Origin of the sequence: Chlorogloeopsis fritschii PCC 6912, assembly GCF_000317285.1 — a bacterium.
Taxonomy (GTDB): domain Bacteria; phylum Cyanobacteriota; class Cyanobacteriia; order Cyanobacteriales; family Nostocaceae; genus Chlorogloeopsis; species Chlorogloeopsis fritschii.
Map to the genome: position 1 here is coordinate 19944 of NZ_AJLN01000065.1, position 15275 is coordinate 35218.

At 41.5% G+C, this 15275-nt stretch carries 12 protein-coding genes; 4 read left to right on the plus strand and 8 right to left on the minus strand.

Annotated elements, in window-relative coordinates; translation table 11 throughout:
• Positions 1–22: 22 nt before the first annotated feature.
• From proB to UYC_RS0111165, 5 genes are all read right to left on the minus strand, one after another.
• Complete coding sequence (gene proB, locus UYC_RS0111145) at positions 23–1132, minus strand: glutamate 5-kinase (protein WP_016878905.1); 1110 nt, start codon at positions 1130–1132, stop codon at positions 23–25.
• A gap of 31 nt (positions 1133–1163) precedes the next feature.
• Positions 1164–1361, minus strand: a complete 198-nt coding sequence (locus tag UYC_RS0111150; RefSeq protein WP_016878904.1) for a hypothetical protein — start codon at positions 1359–1361, stop codon at positions 1164–1166.
• Between the two features lie 13 nt (positions 1362–1374).
• Complete coding sequence (locus UYC_RS0111155; RefSeq protein WP_016878903.1) at positions 1375–1656, minus strand: hypothetical protein; 282 nt, start codon at positions 1654–1656, stop codon at positions 1375–1377.
• A gap of 95 nt (positions 1657–1751) precedes the next feature.
• On the minus strand, positions 1752–2573 hold the full coding sequence (locus tag UYC_RS0111160) for a tetratricopeptide repeat protein (RefSeq protein ID WP_016878902.1): 822 nt from the start codon (positions 2571–2573) through the stop codon (positions 1752–1754).
• 98 nt (positions 2574–2671) lie between these two features.
• Positions 2672–3241, minus strand: a complete 570-nt coding sequence (locus UYC_RS0111165) for a hypothetical protein (protein WP_016878901.1) — start codon at positions 3239–3241, stop codon at positions 2672–2674.
• A 241-nt stretch (positions 3242–3482) separates the two neighbouring features.
• Here UYC_RS0111165 and UYC_RS0111170 point away from each other — a divergent pair, with 241 nt between their 5' ends.
• The 3 genes from UYC_RS0111170 to UYC_RS0111180 all read left to right on the plus strand — a co-directional run bounded on the left by UYC_RS0111170 (position 3483) and on the right by UYC_RS0111180 (position 5453).
• Positions 3483–3734, plus strand: coding sequence for a Uma2 family endonuclease (locus UYC_RS0111170; protein WP_016878900.1), 252 nt, complete (start codon positions 3483–3485; stop codon positions 3732–3734).
• A gap of 41 nt (positions 3735–3775) precedes the next feature.
• A complete protein-coding gene (locus UYC_RS0111175) occupies positions 3776–4633 on the plus strand; it encodes a helix-turn-helix transcriptional regulator (RefSeq protein ID WP_016878899.1) in 858 nt (285 codons plus the stop codon).
• A 235-nt stretch (positions 4634–4868) separates the two neighbouring features.
• A complete protein-coding gene (locus tag UYC_RS0111180) occupies positions 4869–5453 on the plus strand; it encodes a ferric reductase-like transmembrane domain-containing protein (RefSeq protein WP_200862371.1) in 585 nt (194 codons plus the stop codon).
• 35 nt (positions 5454–5488) lie between these two features.
• Here UYC_RS0111180 and UYC_RS0111185 read toward each other — a convergent pair whose 3' ends face one another.
• Positions 5489–6103 carry a hypothetical protein gene (locus UYC_RS0111185; RefSeq protein WP_016878897.1) on the minus strand — a complete coding sequence of 205 codons (615 nt, stop codon included), beginning with the start codon at positions 6101–6103 and terminating at the stop codon, positions 5489–5491.
• 399 nt (positions 6104–6502) lie between these two features.
• Here UYC_RS0111185 and UYC_RS0111195 point away from each other — a divergent pair, with 399 nt between their 5' ends.
• Positions 6503–7066, plus strand: coding sequence for a Uma2 family endonuclease (locus UYC_RS0111195; protein WP_016878895.1), 564 nt, complete (start codon positions 6503–6505; stop codon positions 7064–7066).
• A 4-nt stretch (positions 7067–7070) separates the two neighbouring features.
• Here the strand turns inward: UYC_RS0111195 and UYC_RS0111200 are convergent, their stop codons facing one another.
• Both UYC_RS0111200 and UYC_RS0111205 read right to left on the minus strand, forming a co-directional pair.
• The gene (locus tag UYC_RS0111200) at positions 7071–8531 is read right to left on the minus strand and encodes a TIGR04222 domain-containing membrane protein (protein ID WP_016878894.1); all 1461 of its coding nucleotides are present in this window, start codon (positions 8529–8531) and stop codon (positions 7071–7073) included.
• A gap of 121 nt (positions 8532–8652) precedes the next feature.
• Positions 8653–15264: a beta strand repeat-containing protein gene (locus UYC_RS0111205; RefSeq protein WP_016878893.1), complete on the minus strand. Its 6612-nt coding sequence runs from the start codon at positions 15262–15264 to the stop codon at positions 8653–8655.
• Positions 15265–15275: the final 11 nt, after the last annotated feature.

Consider the following 15275-nt stretch of genomic DNA (forward strand, 5'->3'; position numbering starts at 1 on the left):
TTTGAGTATTAAAAGCGACTACTTAAGTTAAAACCAAATTATCCCGGTGAATCACAGTTTCCGCACCTTCATATCCTAAAATTGTGGGAATTTCACTTGAACGACGCCCACAAATCTTTTGCAGTTCTGTACTGTTATAATTCACAAGTCCTCTAGCAACTTCTTTCCCACTTTTATCGCACAATTGCACGGCGTCTTGGCTATCAAATTCCCCTTCGACGGCGGTAATGCCAGCAGCTAACAAAGACTTGCCTGCTCGTGAAATTGCTATCACTGCTCCCTCATCTAAATACAATCTCCCTGAAGGAACTACACCGTATGCTATCCAGCGTTTACGGGCGGAAGTTGGCTCTGGTTGCGCTTCAAAGTGAGTACCAATCGATTCTCCTTGTAAAATTTGCTTTATATTACTGGGGTGTCTACCTTCGGTAATTACGGTACGTACACCAGCAGCAGTGGCGATGCGAGCAGCAGAAATTTTTGTCACCATGCCACCAGTACCCCACTGGGAGCCTTGAGCGCCTGTTTGTACCTGTAATTCTTCCAATTCTTTAATATTGCTAACCAAACTAATTGGCTGGGCATCGGGTACAGAACGCGGATCGGCGGAGTAAAGTCGATCTACGTCAGTAAGTAAAAATAGCCAATCTGCATGAACTAGACTGGCAACTAAAGCTGAAAGAGTGTCATTATCCCCAAATTTTAATTCCTCTACCGCTACCGTATCATTCTCGTTCACCACAGGAATTATGCCTAATTCCAGTAATTCCTTAAAGGTGTTGTAGACATTGAGATAGCGACTGCGCTGTACCAAGTCACTCCGCGTCAGCAATACTTGAGCGATCGGTTGTTGCAGGGTAGTAAACAAATCGTCGTATACGCGGATTAACCGCCCTTGCCCAACTGCGGCGACTGCTTGTTTGAGAGCGATCGCTTTCGGCTTTTCTGTTAAACCTAAACGCGCACAACCTACCCCCACCGCACCAGAAGACACCAAAATCACCCGATGCCCTTGTCGCCGTAAATGCGAAAGAGTTTCTGCTAAAGTTGCAATTGTCGAAAGTGCCAGTTGTCCGGTTTCTGGTTGGGTAAGACTGGAAGTTCCGATTTTGACGACGATGGTTTTAGTCATTAGATAGTGGTTAGTAGCTGATCGCTAATAGTTAATGGTAAAAATATTCTTCCACTTCCTGCGTGGCGATCGCTTCTATCCGCGCCCCACTCAACCCGTGCTTGGAAAATTCTTCTTCTGCTGCATCCAAAATCTGCTGTTGCGTCGCCTCTGGATCTCGAACTTGGCGACTACTGTTAGACGAGCGTTTTGTTTTAGCTGAACGAACCACTACTGTATGAGCTTTCAAAGAATGTGCTTTTCTAGCGTAGCGTAAGGTGTAATCCTATTTTGGATTTTAGATTTTGGATTGGATGCGGCGCAATCTTAAGAGTTAGCCGGAAATTGTAGAACCGAGACCAATTAGAATTTAATTGAGCAAACTGAAATTGTTTAATGACGACTTTTTGCTGTGTTTTTATATCAATCGCCAGATAAGTGACTCTACCACCAGCACGGTTATTACCCAATTCTTTTGATATCAGGAAGCCATAATCACTAAAGTCTGGAAAGTTATTTTGTTCTGGGTGAGATGACTCGTTCATGCTTCTGAATTTAACGTTTAAGATATTTTTTATCAAAATTTGATTGGTTCTAGAGACGCGATAAATCGCGTCTCTAAAAAAATAAATTGGTGTTACTAACTAGGCTGTTCTGGATTTATTTCTCTCATCAAATCCATTACCATTTGATGAAATGTTGTATTTTGATGCTTCAAAGCAATTTCCGCAGCTTTTCGTAAATCAGCGATCGCACCTTCACGGTTTCCCAAACGGTGACGAGCCAAACCTCTTCCCCAAAAGGCGTGTTCATCTTCAGCAAACATTTCGCTTGCACCTGTGGCTTCAATTCGCATGGCTTCCTTGAAATCTTCATTTGCTCCTTGCTCATCGCCGACGTTATAACAAGCATTGCCGCGAATGTAGTAAGCAAAAAACCAGTTGGGATTTAAATCTACTACCTTGGTTAAATTCTTAATAGCTTGAGCATTCACCCCCTGCCAAGCTTGAAGAGTAGCTAGGTTGTAATAACTATTAGCGTCTGGTTGCAAACGGCTTAAATGAGTGAAGTCTTGTAATGCTCCTGGATAGTCACCAGTGTAGGCACGAGCTGCACCACGCCCGTAGTAAGCTCGCAAATAATCAGGATTTAACTGAATAGCGTAATTACAATCATCTATCGCCGCTTGATTTTCACCGAGCGCAGCACGAGCTACTCCCCGTTCAGCATAAGCTTGAGCATTGAGAGGATCTATTTGAATAGCTTGGCTCAAATCCTCAATTGCACCTGAGTAATCACTAGTTACAATTCGAGCCATGCCGCGAATCAGATAAGCTGTATCATCTTGTGAATTCAGTTGAATTGCTAAATTGTAGTTATCAATTGCACCTTGGTAGTTGCCGCAAGTATAAAGCAGCGCACCGAAGGCAGAATAGCCGAAAGAAAGAATGGAATTTATCATTTTTTTCCTAATTTTGTGTTACTAAAGCTTGCGTAAAATCGTAGTGTTTTTAAACGCAGAGGTGCGCAGAGAAAGCGCAGTGGTACGCAGAGTTTTCTCTATCTTCTTGCTGCTCTAATTAAACGCTGATGCACTACATATTCAAATTGATAAAGCCCAGCAGCAATAATAATTTGAATGATGATAGTAGCTGTATGCAAATGCACTGTTCTTTGTGTGAACCAACTCAGAATATTGAAAAGTTCGGTTTGTGGTGAAAATAAGGCGATGATACTGTAAGCGATCGTGGTTGCTAGAACGTTCACCAACCAACCATACAATCCTTGCCACCAACTCATCACCCCAGGAAAAACTCCTGGTACTGTTTCTGTTTCTGGAAGTCTGGTTTCGGGAAAGAAGTTATCCATTAGTTTATGCAACCAATGGTGAAGAAATGCCACTACGAAGATGGGAGATAGTGACGCGAACAAACTGAGTAGATACCAAAATTTAGGTGGTAGATGAACCCACCAATTAATTAGCAAGCTAATAATCACCCACAGATAAGCGATCGTGTGCTGCCAAGCAAGCATCAACAATACGAGAGCAACTGCACTTATCCAAGCACGAGGTGCAGGTATCCAACTGGGTGATGGAGGAGATGGAATTCCTCTTGGTGAATTTGTCATAAAAGATTTGATGGTGTATGAAAATTTTTAGTGAAATGTGGAAGAAAGTTTTGCCAGAAAACTGAGATTAAGAAAGCATTGCTACTATCATAATCTCGGCGAAATAGCTCGCCCTCCCAATTACTACTAGAGCTAAAATATAGTTCTATAAAAGAGGAAAATAAAAACAATTTAAAAGTTTATTTTTACTCCTGAAAATCACGTAATTCTAATTTACAATTAGCGACATTGAGAAGCAAGTATGACTTCCCCGATTCTCAATTTACGTCCTGCAATTGAGTTAAAAGATGAACAGTTTTTTCAACTTTGTCAGCATAATCAAGACTTGCACCTTGAGCGCACGGCAGAGGGAGAGTTGATTATTATGCCGCCAACGGGATGGGAAAGCAGAAATCGAAATGCCAGATTAACGCAGCGATTGGGCAATTGGGCTGAATCAAGAGAGGATGTTTTACCTGGATTTTTGCTTGATTTGGCAGGAATTTTGAGTTAGGCGATCGCAGCTGATAAATTAAAATCAGTTACTCAAAGTCGATGCCAACCGTGTCTAAGAATGAACCTCCCCAACATTTGCACTTGCTAGAGGCTGGATGTGATGGTTTGCACCTCATCTATGAGTTAGAACCCGCTAATGATGAAATGCCTGAAACTTACTTAGGGCAGCATTTTATCGTTATAGCTTTAGATGATTTTCGTGCTAGCTATATGCTGAATGGACGTTGGCAGGAGGTAGATTATGCTCAGGGTGAAATAGCAATTTTCCCAGCTACTGAACTTTTTCCGAGAAGCAAACTCGATCGCGAAGTTCCATTACTCGAATTATTTGTTGAACCTGCGATGTTGGCACGTGTAGCTTCTGAATCTGTGGATGTAGATCAAATCGAACTTGTACCGCAGTGGAAGTTATGCGATCCGTTAATTCAACATCTGGGGTTAGCACTAAAAGCAGAGTTAGAAGCCAAAGATACAGGCTGTCGGCTTTATTTAGAGTCAATGGTAACAGCACTTTCTGCACATTTAGTAAGGCGATACTCGTCACAGCAACGAGAAATCATAAACTATACGGGTGGATTGCCTAAATATAAACTCCGGGAAGTGCTTGGCTATATAAATGAAAATTTAGATCGAGATTTGAATTTAGCAGAATTGAGTGGCATAGTTCACATGAGTCCGCATTATTTTGCTAGTTTATTCAAACAATCTACAGGATTGTCTCCACATCAGTACGTGATGAAATGCCGAATAGACAGAGCAAAGCAGTTATTGCTCAAGCAAGACTTGACGCTTGTAGAAATTTGTCAACAAGTGGGTTTTCAAAATCAAAGCCATTTCACAAGAGTGTTTCGCCAACTAACCGAAACTACACCGAAGGCATATAGAAAGCTGTTTTGAAAATAGGGGCTAGGGGCTAGGGGCTAGAGGCTAGGGGCTAGAGGCTAGGGGCTAGAGGCTAGGGGCTTAGAGAAAAGAGATTTTCCTTACCTTGTTGTGTGATTTATTACATGATTGTCTAGGTTGAAATTTGCGGAAGATTAGAACATTTTTCAGAAGAATAGGCAAGACTGGAGCAAAAGGCGATCGCTAAACTTTGTACCTATGAGTAATGTTCTCTATGGAGTTGCAAAGCATGAGAGGTATACAGGGATGGCGGATTGTTGGTTTGTCTGCGTTGGCGATTGGTGCGATGGTTGCTGCGATCTGGCTTGTGCATGGTATTGACGAACAAGGAATGCGGATGACAATACGAGCAACTGCTAGAACATCATGTATTTTATTTCTCTGTGCTTTTGTCGCTTCTGCGTTGCGAAGAGCTTGGTTAAACCCCATCAGTACATGGCTGTTGAAAAATCGCCGCTATTTGGGATTATCGTTTGCAGTCTCTCATACTTATCATGCGATCGCTTGGGCTGGATTATGGTTTGTTACTTCTGGCGCTCATCCAAAATTTGATCCCTTGGGAATCTTAGGTTATGTTTTTCTTATAGCCATGACTGTAACATCCTTCGAGCGTCCGGCAGCTTTGTTAAGTCAACGCGCTTGGAAGATTTTGCACACTGCGGGAATGCACTATTTTTGGCTCGGTTTTACAATGGAGTTTAGCCTGAGAATTTCTCAGTCAATGTTTATATATTTGCCGTTAGTAATTTTGCTAGTTTTTGCAATGCTGCTACGCGTAATTGCTCCAAGAATGCAGCGCAAATTAGCGAGTTAATTGGAGAGCGATCGCATCTGCCATATGCCTTCCACTTACACAGCAGTCAAAGTAGGCTGAAAAGGTTGCATTAAAATTCCCAAAATTTTATCAACTTCTTTGATGTAGTATTCAATTGTGTCAATATAAACAGTAGTTTCTTCTAAAATTAAGAATTTCCAGTTAGTTCCAGTCGTCACCGAACCATAAATTTTTTCAACCTCATTATTTTGCTTTTGATTGAATAATTGGGCAGCAATCATTCCCGCAACACATTGCCCAAGTCCACCAATAATATCTTCCTTTTTAGCTTCAAAGATGATGATAACCGGAGCAGTGATAAATAATTGCTCTTGAGAACCACTAATAATGTAATCGCAAAATCCTTGTAAACCTTTTGTTGAATCAACATTAAATTCATTACCAGAAAAAAGAGAAACTTGATTATTTAATAATCGTCTAACTTCTGCCAAAATTGGAGCAATTAAAAATTCCGATCTAGCTTTTTCAGTAGAAATAGAAGTTGCCAACGGAATGTAGTCTTTAAGAAGAATTTTTAAAGTGTCAGATGGTGATACTGGTTTTGTATCAGCAAATAAACTCCGGCTTTCATCTAATGTCAAGCCAAAATCGTTTTTAACTTTAGCAAGACTGAAATCGCTGTACACCATCTTTGTACCTCTTGTTTTCCTATTTCCTTTTTTCAAGCACCATTCTCAAGAACCGTAAGGTGGGCACTGCCTAACTTTCCTCAAACCCTTATTTTAAGATGGTGGACAGTGCCCACCCTACAAAAATTGCTTCTACTTAGTGATTACAGTCTACTTGAGTAGACTTAAGCTATTAGCCAAGAAATTTATTTCTTGGGGGGCTAGGGTGCTAATTGGGATGGGGCAAGTTGTTAGATGAACCCAACATTATGATGGGTAATGCTTGCGCTCTACCCATCCTACAAATAAAAGCAATAGTTGAGCGAGATGAAGTAGAAGTTAACGAGTTAGTTGAAGAATAAAAGCAAATCGTCTAAGATTGCATCAACTTGGTGGGGGTAAACCAACCAGAGGTTAGCTATGACTGCGACAACATCCCAACCTATTACCCTAGAGGAGTTCCTCAAGCTCCCTGAAACTAAACCAGCTAACGAATACATAGATGGTGAAATTATTCAAAAGCCAATGCCGAAGGGAAGACACAGCCGCTTACAGGGTAAACTTTGCACTGTCATTAACCAGATAACTGAAGAAAAGAAAATTGCCTATGCCTTCCCTGAACTGCGGTGTACATTCAATAATCGTTCAATTGTGCCTGATGTTGCTGTGTTTCAATGGAATCGGATTCCCTTCACAGCCGATGGAGAAGTACCTGACGACTTTAAACTACATCCAGACTGGACTATTGAAATTCTCTCACCTGAACAAAAGCCTAACAAAGTGATTGGTAACATTCTTTACTGTCTACAGAACGGTTGTCAATTAGGCTGGTTTCTTGACCCTGATGATAGCAGTGTATTGGTATTTCTTCCCCAGCAGCAACCAGAATTATTGAAAGGAAGCGATCGCCTACCAGTGCTGAAGGGCATTGAACTAGAGTTAACAGTAGAGCAGGTTTTTGGTTGGTTGAAGATGGCTCTCTAAAGTCTTAATCCCCACCACCACCACAACCTCCACAACCGCCGCAGCCGCTGCAACCACCACCGCCATCACCGCCGCCCCAGCCACCACAGCCACCGTCACCACTAGAGCCACCATCACCACTACTATAACTGGGAGGATACAACACTTTACGTAAATCACCCAGAGGACTACCTACTAAAACAGAGGCACCAAATAGGGCAAATGCCAGTGCTACTTCTATTTGAGGATTTACCGTTGTCGCTTGTCTGAATTTTTGATGGCGAGCGTAAATCTTTTGTAGTACTTGCTCGCCGTATCGGCTACGAAAAATCGGCGTTTTTAGGAAAGAATAGCCAATTAAAGCTGTAGCGATACATAGTACAGTCAAATATCCTACTGGTTTATGTCGGGAAATTCCTACTAAAATCTTGCTCAGTCCAAGCAGCAGTAACGCAAAGATTAAAAAAGCAGGCAATTTTTGTGCTGACTTACCTTGATTCTCTGATACTAACAGACCAAGTTCCTGTAAACGTATTCCTATTGAGCCTGTAGCATTTATGACTGCTGCTCTAACTATATTGATATTGCCATTCTCCTTTACAGCTTTCTCAATACCCTGTTCTAAAGGTTGGCTGTCTTTGGGTAAAGGTGATTCTAAAGTGAGAGTACGTATTGTTGGATGTGGCTTTAAATACCCTCTTTGTACCAAACTAGTAATTGCTGTAGCCACTGCCCATTCTTTACCTTCAACTAAATAAGCTGTCTCATAAGTATCAAGGGAAACTGTCTCTGCAAACGGATTTTTGGCAGGTTGTCGCAAATACCATCGCAACAAGGTTGCACAGATAATAATTGTTGCTCCTAGCAATATATAAAACTCTAAAAACTCTGAACCTTTGAAGTTAAGCGGGTTGGGAATACTATCTATCATCAGTGGCGTACAACCGACGATCGCTATAGCTAACACCAATGTTATGAGGGCGATCGCGCTATTTTTAACACAAAACTTAGGTAAAATCCAATTCTGCTGCGTATTCACCCGCACAAAATGTATATCTCGTCCAAAACGCAACTCGGCTCGCGGCCAAATTTCGGCTGGTGGTGGCTGTTCAAAGAAATATTCATAACTTTCCAATGTCTTAGCGTACCAGCAGTCAAATTTACTTTGTTCATTGCTACCGCCACGAGTAGGCTCGTGATGTAATGATGTCTGCAATACTTGAGCGCAAAATTCATCCCAGTAGGAGCGCGTGTAAGTCAGGTGTAAATGCCAAGCTTGATCTACCTGATCTGAAGGTGTGACGGGATGCCCAGTAGCTATAGCTAAAAAAGCAAACTTTTTGTATTCGTCAATAACACGTTGGCTGTATTCTACCGTCCAGCCGTTATCTCGTGCTAGCCGCTTGCTAAATGGTAACTGAGCATCGCTTCGATCCAACGAGAACTTTTGAATACGTTGATAAAGCTCTGCTTGCTGCGAATTCATCAAGTTAATGTTTGATTCTGCGAATTTTAGTGTAATTCAAATGTAATACACACTTCGAGAAGTGACAACAGGCGATCGCACACCTATATACAGTGGCGATCACATGAGTAGCTAATACAGCCTACTTCACCTGGGCGCGGAAGCGAATGAAACCATAGGAATCAACAGGTGTACCTGCTCCCGTCGCTTTAGGTATCACATTTCCACTGGAAACCACTTTGACTACAACAGCGCCGTTGGTATTAGTAGCAGAACAGGTAGCACCGCCAGTTCCGGTATTTGCAGGGAAAAATTGACCGCGATCACCATCAGTATGATCGCTACTCATGCGCTGAGTGGGAGTAGTAGGTAAACTACTAGAACTCCAACCTAAAGCAATCCCTAAATCTGTACCCGTTGCACCCGTGTCTATAGTAATACCAGTATCACTATTAAAACCTTGGGATTGGAAAGTCGTGTTTGCTGGGACTAAATCGCAAATAGTCACATTTTTAGAATCACCACCACCTTTAGACAGGAAGTACACCGTATATTCCAAAACATCCCCAGGTTTGACAAAGCCACCATCAATTTTGCCACGTAGGTAAGTAGTATTAGGAGCAGGCCATTTAGAATCATTATCATCAGGAGCAGTAGGATCGGCAGCATCAGTATTATCTACAAATCCTGTGAGATCCACACCATTAATAGCTGTAATCCGTTTCACTAACAACAACTTGGGAGTATTAGAGAAAGTAACTGTATCACTACTGCTGTTGTTATTAGTATTAACATCACCACCACCGGCAACATTAGCAGTATTAGTCACAGCAGGATTAGGATTAGCAGGAACAGACACAGTTACAGCCACAGCAGGGTAACTACTACCAGCCGCTAAACCATCACTGCGAGTACAACTAATAGCAGCGCCTGTACTGGGGCTACAAGCCCAACCTGAACCACCAGCAGCAGTAGCAGTAAATCCTGATGGTAAGGTATCCGTCACTGTTACAGTGCCACTACTAGCAGCACCACCGACATTAGAAACCGTTAAATTATAAGTTCCCGATTGACCAGAACTAAAAGTACCAGAGTGAGTTTTGACAATAGTGATATCAGCACCAAAATAAACAGTATCCGTCCCACTATTATTAGATATATTTACCACATCACCACCACCAGATACACTCGCTGTATTGGTTAAAGAGTTGGGAGCAGTACCAGAAATATTCACATTAATGAGAATCGGATTGTAACTTTGTCCAGATGCTAGGCTATCACTGCGAGTACAAGTAACCGTTTGACCGCTAACATTACAACTCCAACCCGTACCGCTAGCAGCAGTAGGAGTAAATCCGGTTACTAAAGTATCTGTCACCGTCACAGTACCACTAGTAGCGCTACCACCAACATTACTCACCAGTAGATTAAAAGTTCCCGTTCCACCTTTGAGGAATGTACCAGTATGGGTTTTGCTAATTGCTAAATCCGTACCAGTTGAAGTACCCACAGAGTTCTCATTATTACTAGTATTGATATCTCCACCACCGGAAACACTAGCAGTATTGACAATGTAAGTCGGAGGGCTAGCTGCTACATTCACTGTCAAACTAATATCTGGATAAGCCGCACCATTAGCAGCTAACACAGAAGTTCTCGTACAAGTTACAGTTTGTCCACTAATACCACAAGTCCAACCCGCACCACTAGCAGCAGTAGGAGTTAATCCTGCTGGTAAAGTATCACTCACGGTAACAGTCGAACCATTAGTAGCTTTACCACCAACGTTAACTACACTCAGGGTATAAACTGCACCATTTTGTCCCGGACTTAAAGTAGCTGGTGCTGTTTTGGTAATACTTAAATCCGTTTGATTAATATAGGTTGTGTCATTGACGTAATTATTACTGACATTATTTTCTGCGATCGCTAAAGCAACACTGGCACTATTAAATAATTCATTACGGGGATTATTACTGACTGTCACCCCTAAAGTAATTACAGGATAACTACTACCAGCCGTTAAACCATCATTGCGAGTACAAGTCACTGTATAGCCAGTTGTGGAGTTACCAGTATGAGAACAACTCCAACCCGTACCACTAGCCGTAGGAGGAGCAGCACTTAAATCAGGCGGTAGGGAATCTGTTACCGTTACAGTAGTCCCATTCGCAACAGCTACACTTCCCACATTGCTCGCAGTCAGGCTGTAAGAACCTGTACCACCTTGATCGAAATTACCTGTATGGGTTTTGATAATTGTTAAATCAGGAGTACCAGCAGGAGCAACAATCGGCGTGGAATCGGTAGCTGTGTTATTACCATTATTAGTATCACCCCCACCGGAGACAGTGGCAGAGTTCACAGGTGTAGGAGATGTAGGTGCTGTACTAGAGACATTCACACCAATCGTAATATCGGGATAAGCATTATTACCACCATTTAAAGCATCGCTAGTAGTACAAGTTACCGTGAGTTGATTGGCACTAATTGTACAACTCCAACCTGTACCGCTAGCAGTTGTAGCGGTTAATCCTGAAGTTGCTGGTAAGGTATCTGTAACTGTAACTGTGCCCGATGTAGCCGCATTACCGATATTGACCACACTCAAGGTATAACTACCCGTTTGTCCTTGGGTAAAGTTACTGGGTGTATGGGTTTTGAGAATAGTTAAGTCAGGAACACTATTAACCGTCGTCGTTTTACTAGCGGTGTTATTGCTACTATTGGACTCACCACCACCAAAAGCGATCGCATTATTAGTGACACTACTTGCCGCAGTAGTACTAATATTCACTGGCAAAGTCAAGCTAGAAGTACCAGCAGCATTAATTACAGTGCTATTAGTACAAGTTACAGTTTGTCCTGTGTAACTACAACTCCATCCACTAAAGGTAGTAGGACTAGTAAAATTAGGCGTAATCCCAGTTGGTAAAGTATCTGTGACTGTGATTTGACCATTAGTAGCCGCAGAACCACTATTAGTTACAGTCAGAGTATAACTACCAGTTCCTCCTTGAGTAAATGAACCAGAATCAGTTTTACTAATGGTTAAATCTGGTACACCTGTAATATTAATGTTGACAGAACTAGTGTTATTAGCTGTATTTGTTTCACCACCCGCCGCAGTGGGAGCAGTTGCAGGAAAAACATTAGTACCTGTAACCTGGGCAGTATTTGTTCTCGTACCCGTAGTTGCATTACCCGCAACCTCTACCGCAACTGTAATATCTGGATAGCTAGAACCAGCAGCTAAAGCATCACTGCGATTACAACTGACAGTAGCGCCTACCGTGGGACAAGTCCATCCCGTACCGCTAGCGGAAGTTGCTGTCATTCCTGTGGGTAAGGTATCAGTGACGAAAATTTGAGTTGCTGTAGTTGCAGTTTGTCCAAGGTTACGAACTCGCAGGATATAATTTCCGCTTTGTCCTTGGGCTAAGGTAGTTGGGCCAATTTTACTAATAGTTAAATCTTGGGCAGTGGGTATAGTTGTAGTTAAACTAACACTATTATTGCTAGTGTTTAACTCATAGGTATTAGGAGGAAAAGCAACGTTAGCAGTATTGATAAAACTACCCGAAGTTGGTAAACCGGAAACGTTGAGAGTAATAGCTGGGTAATTATTACCGGCGGCAATTGCCTGTTGAATGGTACAAGTAACTACAATGGGATTGGTAGTAGTTCTCGTACAACTCCAGCCATTAATATTAGTAGCAGTAGTATTTACATTACTCACCGTCACTCCACTAGGGAGGGTATCAGTCATGGTAACGGCGCGGTTGTTGGGAGTGGAAGCGGTAGCGGCGCTACTATTACCAACTGTGATGGTATAAGTGCCACCTGATAGAGACTTAGAAACGGTTAAATCAGGAACAGCACCTGAACCTGTAGTTGTACTAGAACTATTATTAGTTGTGTTAGTATCACCACCATTATTAGTCGTGTCAATAGTCACTGTATTAGGAACAGTTTGCGCCACCCCAGAAGCGATACTGACGGTGACATTAATAGTTGCAGATGCACCCGGAGCTAAATTAGGGCTAGGATTAGTACAACTAAAAGTTTGGGCTGAACCTGTACAAGTCCATCCAGCAGGGGCAGAATAGGAACTATAAGCAACTTTCGCATCACTGATGGTATCGTTAAATGTAATCGCTCCTGTTGTTGTTGTTCCGCCAATATTGCTCACAGTGATGGCATAATTACCTGTACCACCAGCACTAAAATTACCAGAAGCAATTTTCAAAATAGTCACATCTGGGCCTGTACCAGTAGTTAAGGTTGTAGAGTTATTGTTAATATTGCCATCTCCAGGAACAGATACTAGGGCTTGGTTAACAAAGCTATTCCCAGAAGCAGCAGCACTAATAGTTACAGGTAAGCCAAAGGTAGAAGTTCCTGTAGTAGCAACTAAGTTAACGGTGCTACTACAAGTTACCGTTTGTCCGCTAGCGTTACAAGTCCAACCATTGAATGTACTAGGGTTAGTGAAATTGGCAGTTATCCCTGTAGGTAAGATATCTGTAACTGTAATTGTTGCCCCATTTGTCGCCTGATTGCCAATATTATTGACGGTGAGGTTGTATGTTGCTGTCCCACCTTTAGTAAAAGATGTTGGAGTACTGGTTTTACTAATCGTTAAATCAGGTGATGAACCAATCTGCACTGACAAGTTAGCTGTATTATTGCTGGCGTTACCATCCCCACCACCTGACACAGTTGCAGTGTTAGTGACTACACCCGCCGTAGCGTTAGCAGGGACATCTGCGGTAATAATGATGTTGGGTAAATTTGCACTGGCGGCAAAAGTATCACTGCGAGTACAAGTTACTACTTGCCCAGAAGTATTACAAGTCCAACCATTAGCAGTGTTATCTGTACTGATTTTTGTAGCGTTTGGTGTTAAACCAGTCGGTAAGGTATCTGTAACTGTGATTGTACCGGAAGTGCTGACTGTACCAATATTTTGCACTGCTAGAGTATAACTTACACCAGTTTGTCCTTGACCAACACTCACAGAACCGGTTTTAGTAATTTTTAAATCTGGTGCAGGGTTAACATTAACGTTAACCGTTGAGGAATTATTAGTTGTATCTTTATCATTGGGTGTGGAAACAGTCGCAGTATTAGCAATATTGCTACCGCTAATTGTGGGCTTAACAGTTAAGGTAATACTACTTGTACCATTAGCAGGAATTACACCAGAATTAGAGAAATTTAATGTTCCTTGATCTCCCGCAGTGCAAGCATTACCTAAAGCATTTTTACAACTCCAACCGCTACCAGTGAAACTTTGAAATTGCATTCCACTAGGAAGGTTTTCTTGGATAGTAGTTGTACCATTAGTTCCGGCTGTGGTGCTGAGGTTGGAAATATTTAATGTATAGTTGAAATTTGTGCCAACGGTTAAAGGACTAGTCGGTGCAGTTTTGTTAATAGTTAAATCTGGAGCGTCTACAACTGTAATGTATGTTAGTCCTAAACCTGTACCATTATCAGCGTTGTAGTGATAACTAGAACCAGAATAATCTAAAATTAAGTGACTGACTGGTACAGGGTTAGCTACACCAGCAGTAGATGGCATTGCTAAAACTTTAATAGTATAAACAGTAGTTACATTATTACCAACTTTGGCATCACTATCACTGCCATCACCATACTGTTTAGGATAGTTAATGCCATTACAAGCACTAGAACTCGTATGATAACCTATAAAACTCGGATCGGAAATCCACCCACAAGCATCAGCATAAACGGTACTATTTACTGTTCCTGTGGGAGTTTCGTAAGTAGTTTTTACCCGCAATAATTGAAAAACAATATTAGGAAAGTCTGAAGTTAATACTAACTGGGGATAAGCTGTAGCTGTTGCAGCTTTGAGTGCAAAATCATAAGTTCCACCCACGTAAACAGTGTTAGAACCGGTGGTTAAGTTAGTAAAAGACAAGATGCTGTTACGTGCTTGAGAAATTAATCTTTCTACATACAATTGTCTACCGGCTGGGGTAGAAACAGGGCTGGTATTATCAGCAGAAGCTGTAATTTGATATGGTAATGTGGCGTCATAAGAGCTAGGGTTACGAGCAACTTTAATGTTGTAATAAGCATCAAAACAATTAGGAGGAGTAAAGTTAATGTTGTACTTTGCTCTTCTAGTTTGTCCTCCTCCTGAGTTAGGATAAGCAATTTCTGGATCTGGCCCACTCGGTAATGAAACTAATTGAGGAATACCGGGAACTGTGTTTTTACTTATAGTTTGAAATGCAGGAAATTGTAAACTAATGGCACTGCTTCCACTAGCATTAAATGTTATCGTTAAGTTATTAGCTGGACTACTACCTACATTACAGACTCGCGCCCCAATAACATAAGTATTTGGGCCAACGTTAACGTTATTACTATCTAACCCCACAAAATCCCATGTTAGGGGTTCAATAATTAAACTAGCTGCGGCTAACGCTGGTGGTGAAAAAAATAGCCCAATTCCTGTAAAATTAATAGTAAATATAAAGGCTGTTAAGGTAGTTATTATAAATCTGGCAAATTTGTGTTTTTTAACTGGTTGTTTCTTCTGTTTTTTAGTGAAATTACATGATAGTTCACTGAATAAACATAGGACATTTTTAGTAAAAAGTATCAATATATTAACTAACAACTTTGGAATATTTTTAAGAATATTTCTAAATATGAAACGCCAGCATAACTTCAGTCTTTTAGCAATGTTTCTAGTTGTTTTGATGATGAGTTCCATATATTTGATTT

What these genes read in the sequence shown, in the direction of transcription:
- proB (WP_016878905.1), bottom strand. Translation starts at nt 1,132, where the DNA reads ATGACTAAAACCATCGTCGTCAAAATCGGAACTTCCAGTCTTACCCAA.
- UYC_RS0111155 (WP_016878903.1), bottom strand. Translation starts at nt 1,656, where the DNA reads ATGAACGAGTCATCTCACCCAGAACAAAATAACTTTCCAGACTTTAGT.
- UYC_RS0111160 (WP_016878902.1), bottom strand. Translation starts at nt 2,573, where the DNA reads ATGATAAATTCCATTCTTTCTTTCGGCTATTCTGCCTTCGGTGCGCTG.
- UYC_RS0111165 (WP_016878901.1), bottom strand. Translation starts at nt 3,241, where the DNA reads ATGACAAATTCACCAAGAGGAATTCCATCTCCTCCATCACCCAGTTGG.
- UYC_RS0111170 (WP_016878900.1), top strand. Translation starts at nt 3,483, where the DNA reads ATGACTTCCCCGATTCTCAATTTACGTCCTGCAATTGAGTTAAAAGAT.
- UYC_RS0111175 (WP_016878899.1), top strand. Translation starts at nt 3,776, where the DNA reads ATGCCAACCGTGTCTAAGAATGAACCTCCCCAACATTTGCACTTGCTA.
- UYC_RS0111180 (WP_200862371.1), top strand. Translation starts at nt 4,869, where the DNA reads ATGAGAGGTATACAGGGATGGCGGATTGTTGGTTTGTCTGCGTTGGCG.
- UYC_RS0111185 (WP_016878897.1), bottom strand. Translation starts at nt 6,103, where the DNA reads ATGGTGTACAGCGATTTCAGTCTTGCTAAAGTTAAAAACGATTTTGGC.
- UYC_RS0111195 (WP_016878895.1), top strand. Translation starts at nt 6,503, where the DNA reads ATGACTGCGACAACATCCCAACCTATTACCCTAGAGGAGTTCCTCAAG.
- UYC_RS0111200 (WP_016878894.1), bottom strand. Translation starts at nt 8,531, where the DNA reads ATGAATTCGCAGCAAGCAGAGCTTTATCAACGTATTCAAAAGTTCTCG.
- UYC_RS0111205 (WP_016878893.1), bottom strand. Translation starts at nt 15,264, where the DNA reads ATGGAACTCATCATCAAAACAACTAGAAACATTGCTAAAAGACTGAAG.